The following is a 19,809-nucleotide window of genomic DNA, read 5'->3' as shown; positions in this document are numbered from 1 at the left end:
CGGGCGCCGGGCGGCGGGGGTCCTACTCGGACTTCATCTTCTCGTAGATGGCCTTGCAGTCCGGGCAGACCGGGAACTTCTCCGGGTCGCGGCCCGGGATCCACTTCTTGCCGCAGAGCGCCTTGACGGCCTTGCCGGTCAGGGCGGACTCGAGGATCTTGTCCTTCTTGACGTAGTGCGAGAACCGCTCGTGGTCGCCGGGCTCGATCGCCTCCTCTTCCAGGAGCTTCTCGAGTTCGCGGTCCATCACGTCGAGGCCGCCACCACCGGGTTCCGTCGTGCTCATGACACCAGCGTACGTCGCCGTCCGCGGACGCGCTGCCCTCCGGTCTCGTCGAGGACCCTGCGGACGGTCAGTTCCGCTGCGCGGCGGCCAGGAGGTCCGGGCCGCGTCGGTCGAACACCGCGCCGCCGACGACGACCCCGAGCACGAGCACCGCCAGGCCGACGCCCGCGCCGATCCACATCGCCGGCCACGGGTCGCCGCCGTCGAGCAGGACGTGGACCGCCGACCACCCGGCCGGGACCATGCAGGCCAGCGTGCCGAGGACCATCAGCGTCTGTGCGACCGTCGCCGTGGCACCCGCCGCCTGGGGCTGGTGGAAGGGGTGGTCGCCCGGTCGGACCGTCGGGTAGGCCAGAGCCACCGACACGACGCTCGACAGGCCGAGCCCGCCGAGCAGCGCACTCGCCGAGACACCGACGAGCAGCGGGAACGCGTCCGGGTCCCCGTACAGCCGAGCCGACACCGCGGCACCGAGGACGAGCAGCGGGACACCGACGACGATGAGCGGCACGAGACGCCCGAGGCGGTCGGTCCACCCCGGGGCACCCGAGGCGACGTGCAGCCAGACGGCCGTGTTGTCGTACGAGACGTCGTTGTGCGGCAGGAACCCGGCGATGAGCGCCATGAGCGGCAGCGGCGCGAGCGCGGTCCATGCCCACGGCACACCGGCCACGCCGAGCGGCACCACCACGAGCGGCACGAACACCAGGATGAGGTACGAGCTCCGGTAGCGCGGGTCCCGTCCCCAGTACGTCAGCGCCCGGGCGGCGACCGCGCCGAACGGGGTGGCACCGAGCCGGTCGAACCAGCCGAGGGTGCGGTAGTGCCGGCTCCGGCTCCGGCCCTGGACCGTGACGAGCAGCCGCCCCACGAGGGCCCACCAGGCGAGGGCGAGCAGCCCGACGACGACGAGCGCGACCAGCAGCTTGCCGACGGCCGACCCCACGTCCCCGTTCGCGGCGTCCGCGGGGACGGCCCACGCCGCTCCCCACGGCGTCCAGCCGGCGACGTCCGCGACGCGCTGCAGTTCCGGGCCAGCGGGTTCGACCCACGCCGGGCGGAGCAGCAGCGGGACCGTCGGGACCGACAGCACGACCACGACGAACGTCACGAACCAGGCGGCGTCCCGGGCGCGGTGCGCGGCGAAGAGCCAGGCGCCGACGGTGCTGCCGACCCGGATGAGCAGGGCGTTCGTCGCGATGACCAGGACCGCGGCGAGCACCCCGAGGAGCGCCGGCCCGGCTCCACGGCTCCACGTCACCACCTGGCCGACGGCGAGCACCGCCACCGCGAGCACCGGGACGCCGAGGAGTCCGGCCAGGCCGAGTCCGACGGCGAGGTCCCGGCGGGAGATGCCGTGCACGAGGAAGCGTCGCGGGTCGAGCGGGTCCGCGACCCCGACGGCGAGGGACACGAAGGTGCACCCGACGGCGACGGCGGCCCCGACCAGGACCACGACGGCGCGGGCGACCGCGGGGTCCGCTCCACGGAGGCCGCCGAAGACGGACGCGACCCAGACGGCGACGACGAGTGCGACGAGGCTGCCGACCACCACGGCCACGGACCGTCGGGCTCCCCCGCGGACCTCGCCCGCGAGCAGGTCGGCCCTCAGCCGGAGAAGCTGTGCAACCATTCCATGCTCTCCGTGACGGGGCGGCCTCCGGCGAGTTCGACGAAGGTGTCCTCGAGGCTGCGACGCCCGCGGACCTGCGCCATGGTGCCGGCGGCCAGGACCTTCCCGCCGACGATGATCGCCACGGAGTCGCAGGTGCGCTGGACCAGTTCCATCGAGTGACTGGAGAGCACGACGGTGCCGCCCCCCGCGGTGTAGCGGCGGAGGATGTCGGTGATGGTCGTCGCGCTGACCGGGTCGACGGACTCGAACGGTTCGTCGAGCACCAGCACGCGCGGCGAGTGGATGAGGGTGGCGGCGAGGGCGATCTTCTTCGCCATGCCGACCGAGTAGTCGGCGACCGGGCGGCCGAGCGCGTCGCCGAGACCGAACGCCGCGGCCAGGTCGGCGCTGCGGCTGCGAGCGGTCGCGCCGTCGAGCCCCCGGAGCGTCGCCGAGTAGAACAGCATCTGCGCGCCGGTCAGGCGGTCGAAGAGCCGGAGCCGGTCGGGCAGGACGCCCATCGCCCGCTTCGCCGCGGTCGGGTCGGCCCACACGTCGTGGTCGAGGACGGTGACGGTGCCGGCGTCGGGGCGGAGCAGGCCCGTCAGGATCGACAGGGTCGTCGTCTTCCCCGCACCGTTCGGCCCGACCACGCCGAAGATCGAGCCCTTGCGGATCTCGAGGTCGACGTCGTCCGCCGCGAGCGTCTGTCCGTACCGCTTCACGAGGCCGTCGGCGCGGAGCACGACGGGCTGCTGCGGCACGTTCTGCCGGGGTGAGGGGCGCTTCGTCGTCCGCGCTGCCCGGTCGGGCGCACCGGAGGCGCCGGAACCCTCCCGGGCCTCCTGGTCGCCCCGCCCGTCCTCGGGCTCCGCGCGCTCGTCGGCGGTCCGGGACGCGGCCGAACCCTGTGGGCGTGTCGCCCGCCCGGACCGCTTCTTGCCCTTCTTCGTCGGTCGCGGCGCAGGCGTGCTCGTGGCGGCGGCCGCAGCAGCGACGCCGGCTTCCGCGCCGCCCCCTGCCCGCACCGCGCTGCCGGTCGTCCGGTCCGTCATGTCGTCACCCGCGGACGCGTCGTGTGCGCCCGTGTCCCCCGTGTCGTCGTGGTCGCCCGTGCCCGGCCCCGGGGCAGCGGTCGCGTCGTCGTCGTCCTGATCGGCCGTCCATGTGGCGTCCGACGTGCTGTACACGTCGTCGTCTCCCGTTGTTCCTGCCGACACGAGCCCAACCGTACCAACGGTTCCGACCGGTCGGGGAGCCGCGTCCGGCAGGGTCACGAAATGAACACGATGCCGGGCGAGCCGTACCCCGACGCGGCCTGGTTCCGTATCATTCACCGGGACACGACGCAGTGTTCACCACTCGGAAACCTGCCCGCGCCGCGCGGAGCATCCGCCGGTCGGAGCGCGTGTCGCTCCGGATCGCGCGGACTCTCTGCGAACCCGAACCGGCAGCGAGCAGACTCGAAGAGTCCACCCAGCGCCAGAGGGAGCGCGCCCAGCCAGGGCAGCTCCCGGACACCGGCACCGGTGGACACCGGAAGGGACAAGCATGACCACGCAGATCGTCATCCTCGCAGCGGGGATGGGCAGCCGCCTCGGGCGCAGCCTGCCGAAGCCGCTCACCGAGCTCAGCGACGGCCGCACCATCATGCAGCAGCAGTTCGACAACATCCGCGCCGCCTTCGGGTCGAGCGCCCGGGTGACCATCGTCGTCGGCTACAAGTCGGAGTACATCGTCGAAGCCTTCCCGGAGGCGAACTTCGTCTACAACGAGTCCTACGACTCCACGAACACCTCGAAGAGCCTGCTGCGTGCCCTCAAGGCGACCGGCAAGAGCGGCGTCCTCTGGATGAACGGCGACGTCGTCTTCGACCCGATGGCGCTCGTGCGTGCCGCCGACATGATCGACGAGGGCCGCTCGTTCGTCAGCGTCAACACCGAGAAGGTCTCCGACGAAGAGGTCAAGTACACGGTCGACGCCGAGGGCTTCATCGCGAAGCTCTCCAAGAAGGTCGTCGGTGGTCTGGGTGAGGCAGTCGGCATCAACTACGTCTCCGCGGCCGACAAGCAGGCCCTGGTGCGCCAGCTCGGCCGGGTCGACGACCAGGAGTACTTCGAGGGCGGCATCGAAGCTGCCATCGCCGAGGACGGGCTACGCTGGACGCCGATCGACATCTCGGACCTGTACGCGGTCGAGATCGACTTCGCCGAGGACCTCGAGCGCGCGAACGACCTGTTCGCCTGACCGTCGTCAGGACCCCCTGGTCGTCGCCTGCCTCCGGCGTGGTCCCGACCGGAGGGAACCCATGAGCGGAACGCGCACGCACGCCACGGCAGTCGCGGCGTCGCCGTCGCGGTCCCGGGGCGCCGGCCGTCGGTACCGGCAGGCGCTCTGGCTGCTGACCGTCCGCGACCTGCGTGTGCGGTACTCGACGTCCGCACTCGGGTACTTCTGGTCGATCCTCGACCCGCTGGTGATGTCAGCGATCTACTGGTTCGTCTTCACGCAGGTCTTCCACCGCGGCTCGGTGGGCGAGGAACCGTACATCGTGTTCCTGCTCGCCGCCCTGCTGCCCTGGATGTGGTTCACCGGCGGCGTCTCGGACTCCACCCGCGCGTTCATCAAGGAGTCGAAGCTCATCCGCTCGACGACGATCCCGCGGAGCATCTGGGTCGCGCGCATCGACGCGTCGAAGGCGATCGAGTTCCTGCTGAGCATCCCGGTGCTCGCCGTGTTCGTGCTCGCGACCGGGGCGCACCTGCACTGGCAGGTCGTGCTCTGGCCGCTCGCGATCGTGCTGCAGGCCGCCCTGGTCTACGGCCTCGGGCTCATCGTGGCCCCGCTCGTGGTGTTCTTCCGCGATCTCGAGCGTGCGGTGAAGCTCGTGCTCCGCTTCATGTTCTACGCGTCCCCGATCATCTACGGCACGCAGGCCCTCCCCCCGGCGTTGCACGACCTGGCCGCGATCAACCCGCTCAGCGGCATCTTCGGGATCTACCGCTCGGCGTTCTTCCCGGGTCAGCTCGACTGGGTCGAGGTGCTCGCCTCGGTCGTGGTCACGGCCGTCGTCCTGGCCGTCGGGCTCGTCGTCTTCCGCCGCAGCGAGCACCGCGTCCTCAAGGAGCTGTGATGGCCACCACCGAACCGACCGTCACCGCGAGCACGACCGCCCCGGTGATCTCCGTCACCGACGCCGGCATCCGGTTCAAGCGGAACCGGCGGGCGAGTCGGAGCTTCAAGGACCTGTTCGGACGCGGGCAGCGGCGACGCAAGGCCGACGAGTTCTGGGCGCTGCGGAACGTCTCGTTCGACGTGCGCCCGGGCGAGGCGATCGGCGTGGTGGGTCGGAACGGGCAGGGCAAGTCGACACTGCTGAAGCTCGTGGCGCAGGTCATGCTCCCGGACGAGGGCCGTGTGCACGTCGGGGCCGGCGTCGCGCCGCTCATCGAGATCACCGGTGGGTTCGTCGGGGACCTCACCGTCCGCGACAACGTCTACCTGACGGCGGGTCTGCACGGGATGTCCCGCGCCGAGATCCGGGCCGCGTTCGACGAGGTCATCGCGTTCGCCGAGATCGGCGACTTCGTCGACACCCCGTACAAGCACCTCTCCAGCGGCATGAAGGTCCGGATCGCCTTCGCGGTCATCTCGCGGCTGGACGAACCGGTGATCCTGGTCGACGAGGTCCTGGCGGTCGGCGACAAGGCCTTCCGCGAGAAGTGCTACAAGCGCATCGAGGAGCTCCTGGCGGGCGGGCGGACGCTGTTCTTCGTCTCCCACAGCGACAAGGACCTGCGCCGGTTCTGCGACCGCGGGCTGTACCTGGACAAGGGCCGCCTGCAGTTCGACGGGCCGATCGACGAGGCCCTCGACCGGTACAACGCGGACCACGGGGCCTGAGGCCACTCCTGCACAACCGGGGCCTCCCGCACCGCGCTCCACAGCCCCCGGTCGTCCGGGGGGCTGACGGGGCCCCGGCGTCGGACCCCACCCCTACTGTGCTGCCCATGCACCACCCCACCACCGCGTACCCAGTACCGTTCACCGTCGACCGATCGGCCGCCCCACGGCGGTACGAGATCATCAACACCAGTACCGAGACCCTCGACGGCATCGACCTGACGCACCTCGGGACGGGCTACTCCCCGCCGCTCGTCGTCCGTCGGCTCGAGCCCGGTCGGGGGCTGTCCCTCGCCGTCTTCGGCGCAGGACCGGAGGAGACCGGCGTCGTCATCGTGCGGTGGCGTCGCCCGGACCGGTCCGAGTACCTGTGGCGGATGTCCCTCGCCGGTCCCGGGCTCACGCCCTGAGCCCGCCGCCGCCCGGACCGGTCAGGAACCGGACCGGGCGGCGGCGACCTCGTGCCAGTGGGCGACGAGGCGGTCGATGGCCGCGTGGAAGCGCGCGGTCGCCGTGCCCGGCGTCGTGTCGCCGAAGTACCGCTGCACCCAGTGGCGGAGTCGCGCGAGCTGCTCGGCGTCGTTCGCGGCGCGCTCCACACGGGCGATGACGTCCCCGGCGTCGTCCGCGCGCAGCCAGTCGGCGTCGGACAGGTACCCGCGCTCGTCCACCTCGGCGTCGGCGGACACCGGTCGGGTCACGAGCAACGGCTTCCCCACGGCCAGGCGGTCGTAGATCATCGCGCTGATGTCGGTGATCGCGACGTCGGCGTCCGCGAGCTGCCAGCCAAGCGTCGGCCCGTCGTCGTACACGTGGTGCGCCGACGGGTCGGCGGCGTTGGCGGCCGCGATCGCAGCGACGATCCGCTCGTGCGCGGCCTTGTACGCGGGGTCGACCACGCCGCTCCGCGGGTGCGGGCGGTACACGAGCCGGTGCTGCGGCGACGCGAGGACACGGTCGGCGATCGTCGTCCCGTGACTCGCGATGGACCCGTAGGCAGCGGCGCCGCGGTCACCCTCCCACGTCGGGGCGTACAACACCACGGTGCGGTCGTCGGACGGGTAGGGCGGCTCCCCCACGAAGTGGTCGGCCTGCGGACGCCCGATGGCGATGGTCCGGGCGTCCAGGTCGTAGTCCCACAGCGCGTCGGCGAGTCGGTCCCGGGCGGCGTCACCGGCGATCAGGGCGTAGTCGTACGCCTTGAACTGGTTCGTCGTCATGTACATCTTGTCGCTCTCGCCGTGGTTCACGAAGACGTGCCACATGCGCCCGTACCGCATCATCTGGAAGTTGCGGGCGTTCTGGTTGACGTAGAGCACGGTCTTCGGGGCCTGCTCGGCGACGAACCGCTCGAGGTCCACGACCTGCCGGGCGTAGACGACCGGGACCGGCGACTCGTCGAGCAGCGTGAGCATCGCGCCGGGGCTCCGCGAGATGATCGCGACCCCGCGGTGCCGCGCCAGCTCCGCCAGGGGGCCGTACCACTGCCGGATCTGGTACATGTTCACGGGACCGTCGGCGAAGTACACGGCGATCTCGACCGACCCCGGTGCGGGCCGCGGGACCGAGGGCAGGCGACGGGCCAGCTGCGCGCGGACCTTCCGCGACCGGAGCAGGCGGGCCACGAGACGGATCGCGGTGCGGGCGTCCTTGACGATGGCCATGCTCTGCTCCTGCGTGGTGGTCGGTCGGTGGATGGTGGTCGTGTCGGGGTCGGGCGAGTCCGAGGCGCGCGCCGGGGCTCAGACGACGGGCGGTCGACCCGCGAGCGTCATCCGGCCGATCGTCAACCATCCCATCACCCGGACCGGCCCGCAGTCCGCGCGCCACCCCTCGGCGACGCCGGCGAACCAGGTGGTGAGGCGCCGCGGGGAGCGCCACCAGCGCAGGACCTGGATGGCAGCCCAACTGCCGACGTACAGCGGCCGGAGGACGGCGGGCAGGTTCCGTCGGGCCAGCCAGACCCGGTTCCGCGCGTTGAGCCGCACGTACTCACGGTGCCGAGCGGGGTCGATCGCGGGGTGGTTCGCGACGAGCTCCCCCGCGTACCAGGTGCGACGACCGGCGTCCCAGACCCGCCACGCGAGCTCGATCCCCTCGTGCGCGTAGAAGTACTCCGCACCCCAGCCTCCGACGGCGCGCCAGACGTCCATCGGCAGGACGACGGCGCCCTCCCAGACCGAGAACACCGGAGAGCTCTGCTCCGGGTCGCCCTTGCGGATGCGCGGCACCCAGCGTCGGGGGTTCGCGGCGCCGCTCGCGTCGACGACCCGCGGCTGCACGAGCCCGAGCGAGGGGTCCCGCTCGAAGAGCGCGATCGCGTCGCGCAGGAACGTCGGCGACGGCACCGAGGCGTCGTCGTCGAGGAAGAACACGTAGTCGCCGTCGACCGCCGCCGCCCCGGCGTTCCGACCGGCGGGGATCCCGAGGTTCTCCGGCAGTGCCAGCGCCCGGACCCCGTCCGGCAGGTCCACCGGTTCCCACCCGTTCCCGACGCACACGACGTCGAGGTCGACGTCCTGCTGCGCGAGCACGCTGTCCAGGCCACGGCGGAGGTCCTCCGGCCGGGTCCCCTGCGTCAGGCTGACCACGGCGACCCGTGGCCGCTCGCGGTGCGGGACCGCGCGACGCCGATCGGTCCCCGGCATCACGCGCGGACCCGCTTCGACGAGATGATGGCGAGGAAGTGCCCGGCCGTCGCGAGGACCGCGAGCGGCAGGAGCGCCCCGACCAGGACCCGGTCGGCCAGCGGGTGCCCGACGACGAGGGCGACGAGCGCGACCACGAACGTGATGATCGTCAGCTCGACCGAGTGGTACAGACGGTGGAACGGCAGGAACCGCGCCACCCGACGCAGCGTCGCGAGGCGGGCACCGGACGGCACCGTCACCCCGTCGCGGCGGTCGGCGAGCTTCTCCATGCCGCCGTGGGCACGGGCGACGTGCACCATGTCGTTGAGCGCCTTGTTGAGCACGATGACCAGGCCGAGCGCGCAGCCGATCGTCGTCCACATCCAGTCGACGCCCTCGATCGGCCACGTCGCCGCGCGGACGCCGAGCGCGATCGGGATGAGTCCCTCGGTGGTGTAGTGCCCGACCTTGTCGAGGAAGATGCCGGCCGGGGACCGTGTGCCCCGCCAGCGCGCGACCTCGCCGTCGGAGCAGTCGACGAGCATCTGCAGCTGCCCGAGCACGAGGGCGAGCAGCGCGCCCCAGATGCCCGGGATGAGGAGTGCGGCCGCGGTCGACCAGCCGACCAGGATCATCAGGCCGGTGACCTGGTTCGCGCTGACCCGGGTCCGGAGCAGCACCGAGGTCAGGTACGGCGAGATGTCCCGCAGGTACAGCGAGGCCGTCCAGTGCTCCGCGTTCGCCCGGGCGCGGACCTCGTCCGGCTGGGCGACGGCGCGGAGTTCCGCGATCGAGGTGGGGCGTGCGAACCCGCGGCTGTCGGAGGGACCCGGCAGGCCGCCGTTCCCGCGGTCGTCGTCGGCCATGTCGGTCACCGTCCCGTGTGCGTGGTCAGATCGGAGGTCCGGGTGAGGAACCCGATGATGAAGCCGACGCCCCAGCCGACGTGGATGCACGGCAGGACGACGAGCAGCCACGCTCGCGTCGCCGGGTCCGACCGTCGTGACACCGCGAGGGCGCCGACGACGACGAAGAGGAGGTAGACCGCCGGGATCGCGAAGCCGACCGTCGCCCAGGCGACGGGACTGCCGAGCAACGCTCCGACCACACCGAGGAGCCCGGCGACCAGGCCGAGCGCGACGGCGACGACCATCGCCGGCGGGACGAAGTAGCGCAGGCCGTTGCCGGCGGGGAAGCGTCGGGCGAGCTCACCGCGCCACAGCCCGGTCGCGACGAACTGGCGGACGAGACGGCGGAGGCTCGGCCGGGGCCGGTAGGTGACGACGAGCTCGGGGGTGAACCAGACCGTGCCGCCGGTGGTGCGGAGGCGCCGGTTGAGCTCCCAGTCCTGCCCGCGCTTGATGCCCTCGTCGAAGAGCCCGACGGCGAACAGCCGCTCCCGTCGGAACACCCCGAGGTACGCCGTCTCGGCCGGTCCGGCCTGCCCGCCGACGTGGTGCGGGGTGCCGCCGAGGCCGACGCGACTGCCGTACGCCAGGGCGACGGCCTTCTCGAAGGGGGTGCGGCCCTCGGCGCGCATGATGCCGCCGACGTTGTCCGCGCCGGACTCCTGCAGCGTCCGCACGGCGATCCGCGTGTAGTCCCGCGGCAGGACGCTGTGGGCGTCGACCCGGACGACGATCGGGTGCTCGGAGGCCCGGATCGCGACGTTCAGCCCGGCCGGCGTGGAGCCGACCGCGTTCTCGACCGCGCGGATCCGCGGGTCCGCGGCGCTCATCTCGGCGACGAGCTCGTTCGTGCCGTCGATCGAGGGGCCGAGGGCCAGGATGACCTCGAACGGCCCCTGGTAGTCCTGCTCGAGCAGACTGCCCACCGCCGCGCGGACCTCGGTCACCTCGTTGAGGACGGGCATGACGTAGGAGACACCCGGCAGGGTCTGTCCGTCGTGCTGCATGTGATCCTCGGGGTCCGGCGGGCGCGGGACGGCCCGCCGGGGCCGCTCCGCAGAGCGGACCCGAGCCTATCAAGCACCCGCGGCGGCCACCTGGCCGCGCCCCGCCGTGGACCGGCAGACGGACGGGAGGCTCCCCACCAGCTGGTGGGGAGCCTCCCGTCCGGAGCGTCCCGGGTCAGTTCGAGCTGTCGTACGTGCCGAGCTTGACGTTCGCCGTGCGGGTCTCCCCGTTGCGGACGTAGGTGATCTCGGTCGTCGCACCACCGGCGTAGAAGCGGACCTGCGCGGTGAGGTCGGTGGCGTCCGCGATGGAGGCGTCACCGAGCTTCGTCACGACGTCGCCCTTCTGGAGCCCGGCGTCGGCCGCCGCGCCGCCCGAGGTGACGTCCTTGATGAGTGCGCCCACCTGCGTGGCGCTCGCGTCCTCGGTCGCGTCGCCGACGGATGCGCCGAGCAGACCGTGGGTGGCCTTGCCGTTCTCGACGATCTCGGTCGCGACGCGCTTGACCAGGTTCGACGGGATCGAGAAGCCGACGCCGATGCTGCCGGCCTGCGAGCTGGACGAGTCCGAACTGCCGGCGCTGGCGATCGCGACGTTGATGCCGATGAGCGCGCCCTTGTCGTCGAGCAGCGCGCCACCCGAGTTGCCGGGGTTGATCGACGCGTCGGTCTGGATCACGGGGAGGGAGACGGTCGTGCTGGCTCCGGAGCTGCTGCCGTTGTCGCCGTTGCCCCAGAAGTCGAACGGGCCGTTGCCGTTGTTGCCCTGGCCCTCGTTCGTGTCGCCGCCGGCGTTCGGGTCGCTCGAGGTGACCTGGATGCTGCGGTTCAGCGTGGAGACGATGCCGTCGGTGACGGTGTTCGACAGGCCGAGCGGCGCACCGATCGCGACCGCGGTGTCGCCGACGTTGAGCTTCGACGAGTCGGCGAAGTCGATCGGCGTGAGGTCGGGCGCGTCGATCTTGATGACCGCGAGGTCGACCGTCGGGTCGGTGCCGACGAGCGTGCCCTTGTAGACCTTGCCGTTCGAGGTCGTCACCGAGATGGTGCCGTTCGCGCTGTCACCGTCGAGCGTCACCACGTGGGTGTTCGTGACGATGTAGCCCTCCTTGTTCAGCACGACGCCCGAACCGGTGCCGGCCTCGCTGCTCGCGGAGACGTTGATCGTGACGACCGACGGGGTGGCCTTGGCGGCGACCGCGGTCACGACGGTGGCGGAGTCGTAGTCGTTCACGGTGAGGTTGCCACCGCTCTGCGAGGTGCCCGAGCCACCGACGACCGTGCCGCCGTCCGACGCTGCGCCCGCTGCCCAACCGGCGCCGCCGCCGACGAGACCGGCGATCACGGCGGCCGCGACCAGCGGCAGCACGAGACGGTTCCGACCCGAGCGGTCGCGCGGGGTCGTGCTCGTGGCGGCCGGGGCGCCGGTGAAGTAGTGGCCGTTCTCCGGCCGCTGGTCGGCCGCCGCACCGAACGCACTCGCACCGGAGGCCGTGTGGTGGTCGCTCGCGTGCTCGCCGTACCGGGGAGCGTCCTGGCCGTACGTGCCCTGCTGGCCGTACTGGCCCTGGCCGTACTGCCCCTGGCCGTACTGGTCCTGCTGGCCGTACCGGGTGTCGCCGGACGTGTCGTGCTCGCCGTACTGGCCCTGCCCGTACTGGGCGGTGCCGTACTGGCCCTGCCCGTACTGGGCGGTGCCGTACTGGTCCTGCCCGTACTGCGCGGTGCCGGACTGGCCGCTCCCGTACTGACCCGAGCCGTACTGGTCCGAGCCGTACCGACCCGAGCCGTACTGCCCGCCCTGGCCGTACTGACCCTGCTGCGCGTACTGGCCGTACTGGCCGTACTCGGCCGTCGGTGCCGCGTCCGCGGACCCTGCGGTCGGGTACGGGGCGGTGTACCGGTCCGTGTGGTCGGAGGCGGCAGCGAACTGCTCGGTCTCCTGCGCCGGAGTCGTCCCCACCACGTCCGTGTCGTCGGCGTCGCGGTGCCCGTGGCGGGTACCGGCTGACTCGTCCGGGCCGGTGGTCTCGTCGCGACGGTCGTCGTCGCCGTGTCCGTGGTGTGTGTCGCTCATGCGGGACGTGCTCCTTCCAAAGCTCCTGCAGTCTTCTCCACCGACCTGGGCGGTCCTGATGGCGCAGCTGCGAGCTGACCAAGCCGATCGTATGCGTCAGCTGTGTGGCCGGTCCCCCGGATGTCCACCGGAGGCGACCCCCGGTCGGACGCTAAGTTGGGGCCCGACGCGCGCCGAGCCTCCCGGCCGGTGCCCCGAGGGTGAGAGGGGTCTCGCATGCGGCAGACCGGTCCGTGGCTCCGAGCCGCCGAGGGAGCGATGCTGCTGGGCCCCGACGGGGTGCCGGCGCCGACCGTCTTCGCGGAGATGAGCGCCCTCGCTGCAGCGACCGGTGCCGTCAACCTGGGGCAGGGGTTCCCGGACGAGGACGGGCCCGCAGAGGTCCTCGACGCGGCCGTCCGTGCGATCCGGGACGGTGCCAACCAGTACCCGCCCGGCCGCGGGACCCCGGACCTCCGTGCCGCCGTCGCCGAGCACCAGGCGCGCTGGTACGGGCTCGACGTCGACCCCGACCGGGAGGTCCTCGTCACCGCCGGTGCCACCGAGGCCCTGGCCGCGACCCTCCTGGCGCTGGTCGAGCCCGGTGACGAGGTCGTCACCTTCGAGCCGTTCTACGACGCGTACGGCGCGCTCATCCGACTCGCCGGCGCGGCGCACGTCACGGTCCCGCTCCGGGCGCCGGACTTCCTGCCGGACGAGGCGGACCTCCGCGCCGCGTTCTCCGACCGGACGCGCGTGGTCCTCGTGAACACCCCGCACAACCCGACGGGTCGGGTGCTGCCGATCGAGGTGCTCCGCACCGTGGTCGAGCTCGCGGAGCGCCACGACGCCGTGATCGTCACCGACGAGGTCTACGAGCACCTGGCGTTCGCCGGCACCCACGTGCCGCCGGCGTCGTTGCCCGGAGCGCGGGACCGCACGGTGTCGATCTCCAGCGCCGGGAAGACCTTCAACACGACGGGCTGGAAGATCGGCTGGCTCACGGCCCCGGCAGCGCTGGTCGAGGCGATCACGACCGTCAAGCAGTACCTGACCTTCGTCAACGGGGCACCCTTCCAGCCGGCGATCGCGGCCGGGCTCCGCCTGCCCGACACGGTGTTCGCCGGGATCGCCGCCGACCTCGGGGCGAAGCAGGAGCTCCTCGCCACCGGTCTGGCCGCCGCCGGGTTCGGGGTGCTGCGCCCGGACGCCGGCTACTTCGTCATCGCGGACGCCGCTCCGCTCGGACACGACGACGCCCGCGCGCTCTGCCTCGAGCTCCCGCGGCTCGTCGGCGTCGTGGGGGTGCCGGTGTCCGCCTTCGTCCGGCCCGACCACGTCGACGGGTACCGGTCGCTCATCCGGTTCGCGTTCTGCAAGCGCCGGTCGGTCCTCGAGGAGGCCGTGTCACGGCTGGCCGGGCTCGCTCAGTCCCGCGGGACCACCGCGTAACGACCGAGGGACAGCGACGGGTTCACCGCCCGCACGCGGTCCGTGACCGCGGTGTCCACCGTCACCACGAGGAGCCCCGGTTCCGCGCCGAGCGCTGCGACCGCGGTGCCCGTCGGGTCGAGCGCCAGCGACGCCCCGATTCCGACCGGGGGCGCCTGACCGACCCCGAGCACCCACACGGTGTTCTCGACGGCGCGCGCCGTGAGCAGGGTCCGCCAGTGGTCCTCCTTGCCCGGACCGCGGACCCACTCGGCCGGCAGCACGACGACGTCCGCGGCCCCGGTGTCCGTCGCGGCGAGACGTCGCGTCACCTCGGGGAACCGCAGGTCGTAGCAGGTCTCAAGCCCGACCCGGACGCCGTCGACCTCCACGACGGGCAGCTGCGCGGGGTCGCCGGCCTCGATGCGGTCGGACTCCCGGGAACCGAACGCGTCGTACAGGTGCACCTTCCGGTAGGTCTCGAGGACCGAGCCGTCCGCACCGATCGCGACGAGCGTGTTGCGGAACCGACCCGGGGACTCCCCCGCCTCGGCGACGCCGACGACGAGTGCGATGCCGGTGCTCCGCGCGATCCGACGGAGGCCCGTGACGAACGAGCCGTCGAGCGGCTGCGCGGCCGCGACGAAGCGGTCGTCGATGTCGGCGGTGAAGTACGAGGTGTACTCGGGCGTGACCAGGAGGCGGGCGCCGCGCGCGACCGCGTCGACGGCGGCGGCGCGGACGGTCTCGAGGTTCGCGGCTGGGTCGTCTCCGGGGGCGAACTGCGCCGCGGCGATGGTCAGTGTCGTCACGGTGCCAGGCTAACCACGCCGGGCTCCGTCAGGACCGGACGTCGAGGACGTCGAACGACCGCCGCAGGATCCCCACGACGTCGTCGCCGCCCTCCGCCCACCTCGCCACCGAGACGTCGAAGCACCCGAGCGCGGCCTGCACGACCGTCCGCGCACGCAGGTCGCCGTCCGTCCCCCCGAGCCGGTCGACCACCAACGGGAGGAGCACCTCGGCCCAGGCGTGGTGCTTCTCGGTGTTCCGCGCCCGGAGCGACGGTGTGCTCAGCATCACCCGGACGGAGCGCCGTCCGGTCTCCGGATCGTCGTCGCTGCCGTGCTCGAGCATCGCCACGAAGGCCTCACGCAGGGCGCTCCAGACCGGTTCGTCCGCCGGACGTGCGCCGAACGCCGCGGCGAGGGCGGCACCGTGCCGGGCCGGGTCACCGATGACCGCGTCCTCCTTCGCCGGGAAGTACCGGTGGAAGCTCCGTGCCGAGATGCCCGCCTCGGCAGCCACCTGCTCGACCGTCACCCGGTCGAACCCCTCCGCGTCGAACCGGGCGATGGCGACCGCGGCGATGCGCGCTCGCACTGCGTCGCGGGCGATGTCCCGCAGTCCGGGCCGTGCCTCCGCCGTCTCGCTCATGGTCCGATCGTACCCCTGAGTCAGTGTCTGCCACACTTGACAGCCTCTGACACGTCCGGCGTACAGTGCCACTCGAACCACGATCCGTTCCAGGAGGACGACATGCAGCAACGAACACTCGGACGACAGGGCCTGGTCGTCAGCGCGATCGGCTACGGCGCGATGGGCACGACCTTCGCGTACGGCCCCGGCGACGACACGGAATCCGTCGCCGCGATCCGGCACGCGCACGACCTCGGCGTCACCCACTTCGACACCGCGGAGCTCTACGGCTGGGGAAGCGGTGAGCGGCTCCTCGGCACCGCACTCGCGCCGATCCGCGATCAGGTCACGATCGCGACGAAGTTCGGCTTCACGGACACGTACGCCCCGAACTCGCAGCTCGACCACATCCGCGACGTCGTCGACGCCAGTCTGCGGAACCTCGGCACCGACTCGATCGACCTGCTCTACCAGCACGTGCACGACCCGCAGGTCCCGGTCGAGGACGTCGTCGGCGTCATGCAGGAGTTCGTGCAGGCCGGCAAGGTCCGCTACCTCGGCCTGTCGAACACCGACGCCGAGAACATCCGCCGGGCGCACGCGGTCCACCCGATCTCCGTGCTGCAGACCGAGTACTCGGTCTTCGCCCGCGAGTCGGAGGACCTGTTCCCGGTCGTCGACGAGCTCGGCGTCGGTCTCGTCGCCTACTCACCCCTGGCACGCGGCTTCCTCAGCGGCGCAGTGCGACCGCGGAGCGCCTACGCGGAGGACGACATCCGCCAGTGGCTGGAGTGGTGGGCCCCGGAGAACTGGGACGCGAACACCGCGGTCGTCGCAGGGCTCACCGAGCTCGCTGCGGAGAAGGACGTCTCCCTCTCGCAGCTGGCGCTCGCGTGGATCCTGGCGCAGCGCGACGACATCGTCCCGATCCCGGGATCGCGGAACCCGGGGCGCGTCGCCGAGAACGTCACGGCCGCTGACGTCACGTTCACCTCGGACGAGCTCGCGCGCATCGACGCGCTCGGTCGCGGCGTCCGTGGCGCACGCGCCACGAGCTGAGCGAGCGACCGCGTCCGCGCAGGAGCCGTGACGGCCGGGAGGCTCGGTGCCAGCCGGCGCCGAGCCTCCCGGCCGACTCGGCGCACCCCGGCGTGTCGGCCGCGACAGCGGACGCGGCGATGCGCCACGACGAGCGAGGGACATCCGGCGGTGCGGACCGTGCGAGAGTGCCGGGCCGGGCCGCGCCGGGCCGCGCCGGGCCGCGAACAAGCACCGGAACGCGAAGAAGCCCCGGTCCGTGAGGACCGGGGCTTCTCGTGTCGCGTTGGTTGCGGGGGCAGGATTTGAACCTACGACCTCTGGGTTATGAGCCCAGCGAGCTACCGAACTGCTCCACCCCGCGGCACATGGAAAACACTACACGGGATCGGGCGGGGTGCCAAATCGAGCACCCCGCCCGCCCGCATCAACCGTCGGAGCCGCTGCCACCCTGCGCTGCGATGGCGTCCTCGACGGCCTCCTGCAGTCGCTGGTCGGCCTCGGCGGCGGCGACCAGGTCGTTGTCGGCGTACGCCTGCTCACGAGCCCGGAGCGCCTCGTCCGCTTCGGACAGCGCCTGCTGCAGGTCCGGCGTCGCAGCGCCGGAGGACGACCCACCGGTCGCGCCGCCGGTCGCACCACCGGTGGCACCGCCCGTCGAGCTCCCACCCGTCGACGTGTCGGAGCCCTCGTCGTCGGAGTCCGAGTTCCCCGCAGCCGCACCGGAGTCACCCGCGGCCGCGCCCGAGTTGCCGCCGAACAGTTCGTCGAGCGCCTCGTCGAGCGTGTCCTCGAACGCGATCTTGTCCCCGAAGGCCACGAGCACCTTCTGCAGCAGCGGGTACGACCCACTCGACGTGGACTGCACGTACACCGGCTGCACGTAGAGGAACCCACCACCGACCGGCAGCGTCAGCAGGTTGCCCTGCTTGACGGTGCTGTTGCCCCGCTTGAGGATGTTGAGCTCCTGCGAGACGGCCGGGTCGGAGTTGAACAGGTTCTGCACCTGCGACGGGCCGGGGATGCTGTCGGTCTTCGGGATCGTCAGCAGCGTGAGCTTGCCGTAGCCCTCGCCCTTCTTGCCCTTGCCTGCCCCGCTGGCGTCGGATCCGACGGCCAGGTAGCCGGTCAGCACGTTCCGCGCGTTCGACGACGAGTTCTGCTTCGGGATGTAGGTGCTGTACAGCGAGTAGGCCGTGCCCGCGCCCGGCACCTTCATCGTCAGGTAGTACGGGTCCTGCTGGTCCGGGTTCGTCGCCGTGGTCTGCGTCCCGAGCGCGTTCGTGGTGTTCGCGTTCGTCCCGGTGGTGGTGCCCGCCGAGTCGGCGTCCCCGGCGCTCGTCGAGGTCGAGGTCGGGTCGACCGGCGTCGTCCACGCGTCGTCGCCCGAGTAGAACGAGTTCGCGTTGGTGACGTGGTACGTGCCGAGGATGCTCCGCTGGACCTTGAACAGGTCGGTCGGGTAGCGCACGTGGGCGAGCAGGTCGGCGCTCATCGCGGACACCGGCTGCAGCGACGTCGGGAAGACCTTCTGCCACGTCTTGAGCACCGGGTCCTTCGTGTCCCAGGCGTAGAGCGTGACCTTGCCCGTGTAGGCGTCGACCGTGGCCTTCACCGAGTTCCGGATGTAGTTCACCTGGTCGGTGCGGAAGCTGCCGGACTCGGTGCCGTTGATGCTGTCCGTCATGCTCTGGCTCTGCGAGTACGGGTACGCGTTGCTCGTCGTGTAGCCGTCGACGATCCACTTGATGCGGTTGTCGACGATCGCCGGGTACGCGTCCTGGTCCAGCTTCAGGTAGGGCGCGACGTTCTGCACGCGCTTGACCGGGTCACGGTCGTACAGGATCTGCGAGTCGGCGTTGACGGCGTTCGACAGCAGGATCTGCTCCGACTGGAACTTCGCCGCGTAGACCAGGCGGTTGAAGAAGTTGCCGATCTTCGGTCCGCCGTCCGCCGCGTAGGTCGTGGTGGCGTTGCCGTCGTCGTCGTCCGAGCCGGACGGATAGTCGAGCTCGACGTCCTTCGTGCCCTCCGGTGCCCCGACGATCGAGTACGCCGGCGAGTTCTCGCCGAAGTAGACGCGCGGCTGGTACTTGCCGAGGGTGTCGCCGGCCGGGATGCCCGACTCGATGAACACCGGCTTGCCGTCGGATGCCCGCTGGTTGCCGTACGCCGCGACGACGCCGTAGCCGTGCGTGTAGACGAACGTCCGGTTGTACTGGGTGGCCGAGGCACCGAGGCCGTCGAGGTCGATGTCACGCACCGCGAGCACGGTGTCCTCGGTCTTGCCGTCCACCTGGTAGCGGTCGACGTCGAGCTGGTCGGGGAACTTGTAGTACTGCCGGTACTGCTGGAGCTGGCTGTACGTGTCCGAGACGATCTTGGGGTCGATGATGCGGATGTTCGCCGTCGTCTGGGCGTCCTCGGACAGGGCACCGGTCGTCGCCGTGGTGGTGGCGTCGTAGTCCTGTTCCTGGACCCCGGCGACGTTGTAGGCGTCCCGGGTGGCGTCGATGTTCCGCTGGATGAACGCGGACTCGAACGAGCGCTCGCTCGGTGCGACCTGCAGGCGCTGGACGATCCACGGGTAGATCCCGCCGATGACGATCGCGGACACCAGGAGCAGCCCGGTCCCGATGATCGACACGCGCCAGCGGCCGATGACCGCCGTCACGATGAACAGGATCGCCACGATCGCCGCGATGCCCGCCATGATCTCGCGGCCCGGGATCGTCGCGTTCACCTCGGTGTACTGCGCGCCCGTGATGAGGGAGTTGTCCTTCGTCAGCGCCGTGTACTGGTCGAGCCAGAGGCTGGCGGCCTGCAGCGCGATGTAGAGCGCGGCCGTGATCGCGAGCTGGATGCGCGCGGCCTTCGAGATGCGGACCTCTCGACCGCCGAAGCGGATCGCGCCGTACAGGTACGTCGCGGCGAGCGCGGCGAGGCCGGCGATGAGCACGACGGCGGACGAGTACGCCACGACGGCGCGCCAGAACGGCAGCTCGAAGACGTAGAACCCGACGTCGAGCCCGAACTGCGGGTCGGTCTTGCCGAACGGCGTCCGGTTGAGGTACTCGAGGACGGTGTTCCAGCGCGGTGCGGTCGCCAGACCGGCGAAGACGCCGAGCACCGCGGGGATGCCGAGCACCACGACGCGGCGCAGCGGCTCGATGACCTGCTGGTAGCGGTCGAGCTGCGCGTTGAGCTTCGCGTAGACCGGACGGAACCGGAAGGCGAGGACGATGCTCAGCCAGACCGGGATCGCCATGCCCAGGAAGCCGGCGACGAACATGGCCGTCCCGGCGAGCCACCGGGTGGTCAGGACGCGCTCGAACCCGAGCTGCGCGAACCACGCGTAGTCGGTGTACAGGCTGGCGAAGATGAAGAAGCCGATCACCAGTGCGGCCAGCACGATGATCGTGACCACGATCGGGACACGCGGCGAGCGCCGTCCCGCGGTGGACGAGGTGTTCGTCACTTGTTGTGCTCCAGACGTGTCGGACCGGCGGCGCCGGC

At 71.6% G+C, this 19,809-nt stretch carries 17 protein-coding genes and 1 tRNA gene; 6 read left to right on the top strand and 12 right to left on the bottom strand.

The genetic code is table 11. The features are described 5' to 3' along the window. Positions 1–22: 22 nt before the first annotated feature. The 3 genes from DEJ32_RS11075 to DEJ32_RS11065 all read right to left on the bottom strand — a co-directional run bounded on the left by DEJ32_RS11075 (position 23) and on the right by DEJ32_RS11065 (position 3,121). Positions 23–286, bottom strand: coding sequence for a DUF3039 domain-containing protein (locus tag DEJ32_RS11075; protein WP_110823714.1), 264 nt, complete (start codon positions 284–286; stop codon positions 23–25). Between the two features lie 67 nt (positions 287–353). After that, positions 354–1,919 (bottom strand): ABC transporter permease, encoded by a 1,566-nt coding sequence (locus DEJ32_RS11070; RefSeq protein WP_146234140.1) that lies wholly within the window; start codon positions 1,917–1,919, stop codon positions 354–356. Beyond that, positions 1,895–3,121: an ABC transporter ATP-binding protein gene (locus DEJ32_RS11065; RefSeq protein WP_258369016.1), complete on the bottom strand. Its 1,227-nt coding sequence runs from the start codon at positions 3,119–3,121 to the stop codon at positions 1,895–1,897. The genes DEJ32_RS11070 and DEJ32_RS11065 overlap by 25 nt, the downstream gene beginning before the upstream one ends. A 331-nt stretch (positions 3,122–3,452) precedes the next feature. Between DEJ32_RS11065 and DEJ32_RS11060 the strand changes: the two genes are divergently transcribed. From DEJ32_RS11060 to DEJ32_RS11045, 4 genes are all read left to right on the top strand, one after another. Next, positions 3,453–4,148, top strand: a complete 696-nt coding sequence (locus DEJ32_RS11060; RefSeq protein ID WP_110823712.1) for an NTP transferase domain-containing protein — start codon at positions 3,453–3,455, stop codon at positions 4,146–4,148. Between the two features lie 61 nt (positions 4,149–4,209). Then, positions 4,210–5,034 (top strand): ABC transporter permease, encoded by an 825-nt coding sequence (locus DEJ32_RS11055; protein ID WP_110901319.1) that lies wholly within the window; start codon positions 4,210–4,212, stop codon positions 5,032–5,034. After that, the gene (locus DEJ32_RS11050) at positions 5,034–5,804 is read left to right on the top strand and encodes an ABC transporter ATP-binding protein (RefSeq protein WP_110890288.1); all 771 of its coding nucleotides are present in this window, start codon (positions 5,034–5,036) and stop codon (positions 5,802–5,804) included. Before DEJ32_RS11055 ends, DEJ32_RS11050 begins: the two co-directional genes overlap by 1 nt. 107 nt (positions 5,805–5,911) lie before the next feature. Further along, positions 5,912–6,214, top strand: a complete 303-nt coding sequence (locus tag DEJ32_RS11045; protein ID WP_110901318.1) for a hypothetical protein — start codon at positions 5,912–5,914, stop codon at positions 6,212–6,214. Between the two features lie 21 nt (positions 6,215–6,235). Here DEJ32_RS11045 and DEJ32_RS11040 read toward each other — a convergent pair whose 3' ends face one another. The 5 genes from DEJ32_RS11040 to DEJ32_RS11020 form a co-directional block, all read right to left on the bottom strand. Further along, complete coding sequence (locus DEJ32_RS11040; protein WP_110890289.1) at positions 6,236–7,468, bottom strand: CDP-glycerol glycerophosphotransferase family protein; 1,233 nt, start codon at positions 7,466–7,468, stop codon at positions 6,236–6,238. 78 nt (positions 7,469–7,546) lie between these two features. After that, the gene (locus tag DEJ32_RS11035) at positions 7,547–8,452 is read right to left on the bottom strand and encodes a glycosyltransferase family 2 protein (protein WP_110901317.1); all 906 of its coding nucleotides are present in this window, start codon (positions 8,450–8,452) and stop codon (positions 7,547–7,549) included. Next, complete coding sequence (locus DEJ32_RS11030; RefSeq protein ID WP_110823999.1) at positions 8,452–9,300, bottom strand: CDP-alcohol phosphatidyltransferase family protein; 849 nt, start codon at positions 9,298–9,300, stop codon at positions 8,452–8,454. Before DEJ32_RS11030 ends, DEJ32_RS11035 begins: the two co-directional genes overlap by 1 nt. Positions 9,301–9,305: 5 nt before the next feature. After that, positions 9,306–10,349, bottom strand: coding sequence for a glycosyltransferase family 2 protein (locus DEJ32_RS11025; protein WP_110901316.1), 1,044 nt, complete (start codon positions 10,347–10,349; stop codon positions 9,306–9,308). A gap of 175 nt (positions 10,350–10,524) precedes the next feature. Beyond that, a complete protein-coding gene (locus tag DEJ32_RS11020) occupies positions 10,525–12,426 on the bottom strand; it encodes a S1C family serine protease (protein WP_110901315.1) in 1,902 nt (633 codons plus the stop codon). A gap of 216 nt (positions 12,427–12,642) precedes the next feature. Between DEJ32_RS11020 and DEJ32_RS11015 the strand changes: the two genes are divergently transcribed. Beyond that, on the top strand, positions 12,643–13,857 hold the full coding sequence (locus DEJ32_RS11015; RefSeq protein ID WP_110901314.1) for an aminotransferase class I/II-fold pyridoxal phosphate-dependent enzyme: 1,215 nt from the start codon (positions 12,643–12,645) through the stop codon (positions 13,855–13,857). Here DEJ32_RS11015 and DEJ32_RS11010 read toward each other — a convergent pair. Continuing rightward, positions 13,833–14,648, bottom strand: coding sequence for a carbon-nitrogen hydrolase family protein (locus tag DEJ32_RS11010; protein ID WP_110901313.1), 816 nt, complete (start codon positions 14,646–14,648; stop codon positions 13,833–13,835). The two genes, DEJ32_RS11015 and DEJ32_RS11010, sit on opposite strands and share 25 nt — an antisense overlap. 28 nt (positions 14,649–14,676) lie before the next feature. After that, a complete protein-coding gene (locus DEJ32_RS11005; RefSeq protein WP_110823703.1) occupies positions 14,677–15,273 on the bottom strand; it encodes a TetR family transcriptional regulator in 597 nt (198 codons plus the stop codon). 102 nt (positions 15,274–15,375) lie between these two features. Here DEJ32_RS11005 and DEJ32_RS11000 point away from each other — a divergent pair, with 102 nt between their 5' ends. Continuing rightward, a complete protein-coding gene (locus tag DEJ32_RS11000; RefSeq protein WP_110901312.1) occupies positions 15,376–16,314 on the top strand; it encodes an aldo/keto reductase in 939 nt (312 codons plus the stop codon). 266 nt (positions 16,315–16,580) lie between these two features. Here the strand turns inward: DEJ32_RS11000 and DEJ32_RS10995 are convergent. Both DEJ32_RS10995 and DEJ32_RS10990 read right to left on the bottom strand, forming a co-directional pair. Continuing rightward, positions 16,581–16,657, bottom strand: a tRNA-Met gene (locus DEJ32_RS10995). Between the two features lie 63 nt (positions 16,658–16,720). Continuing rightward, on the bottom strand, positions 16,721–19,771 hold the full coding sequence (locus tag DEJ32_RS10990) for a UPF0182 family protein (protein ID WP_181420657.1): 3,051 nt from the start codon (positions 19,769–19,771) through the stop codon (positions 16,721–16,723). Positions 19,772–19,809: the final 38 nt, after the last annotated feature.

The organism is Curtobacterium sp. MCPF17_046, from assembly GCF_003224295.1.
Classification (GTDB): Bacteria; Actinomycetota; Actinomycetes; order Actinomycetales; family Microbacteriaceae; genus Curtobacterium.
This window is presented reverse-complemented; position numbering and strand designations above follow the sequence as displayed.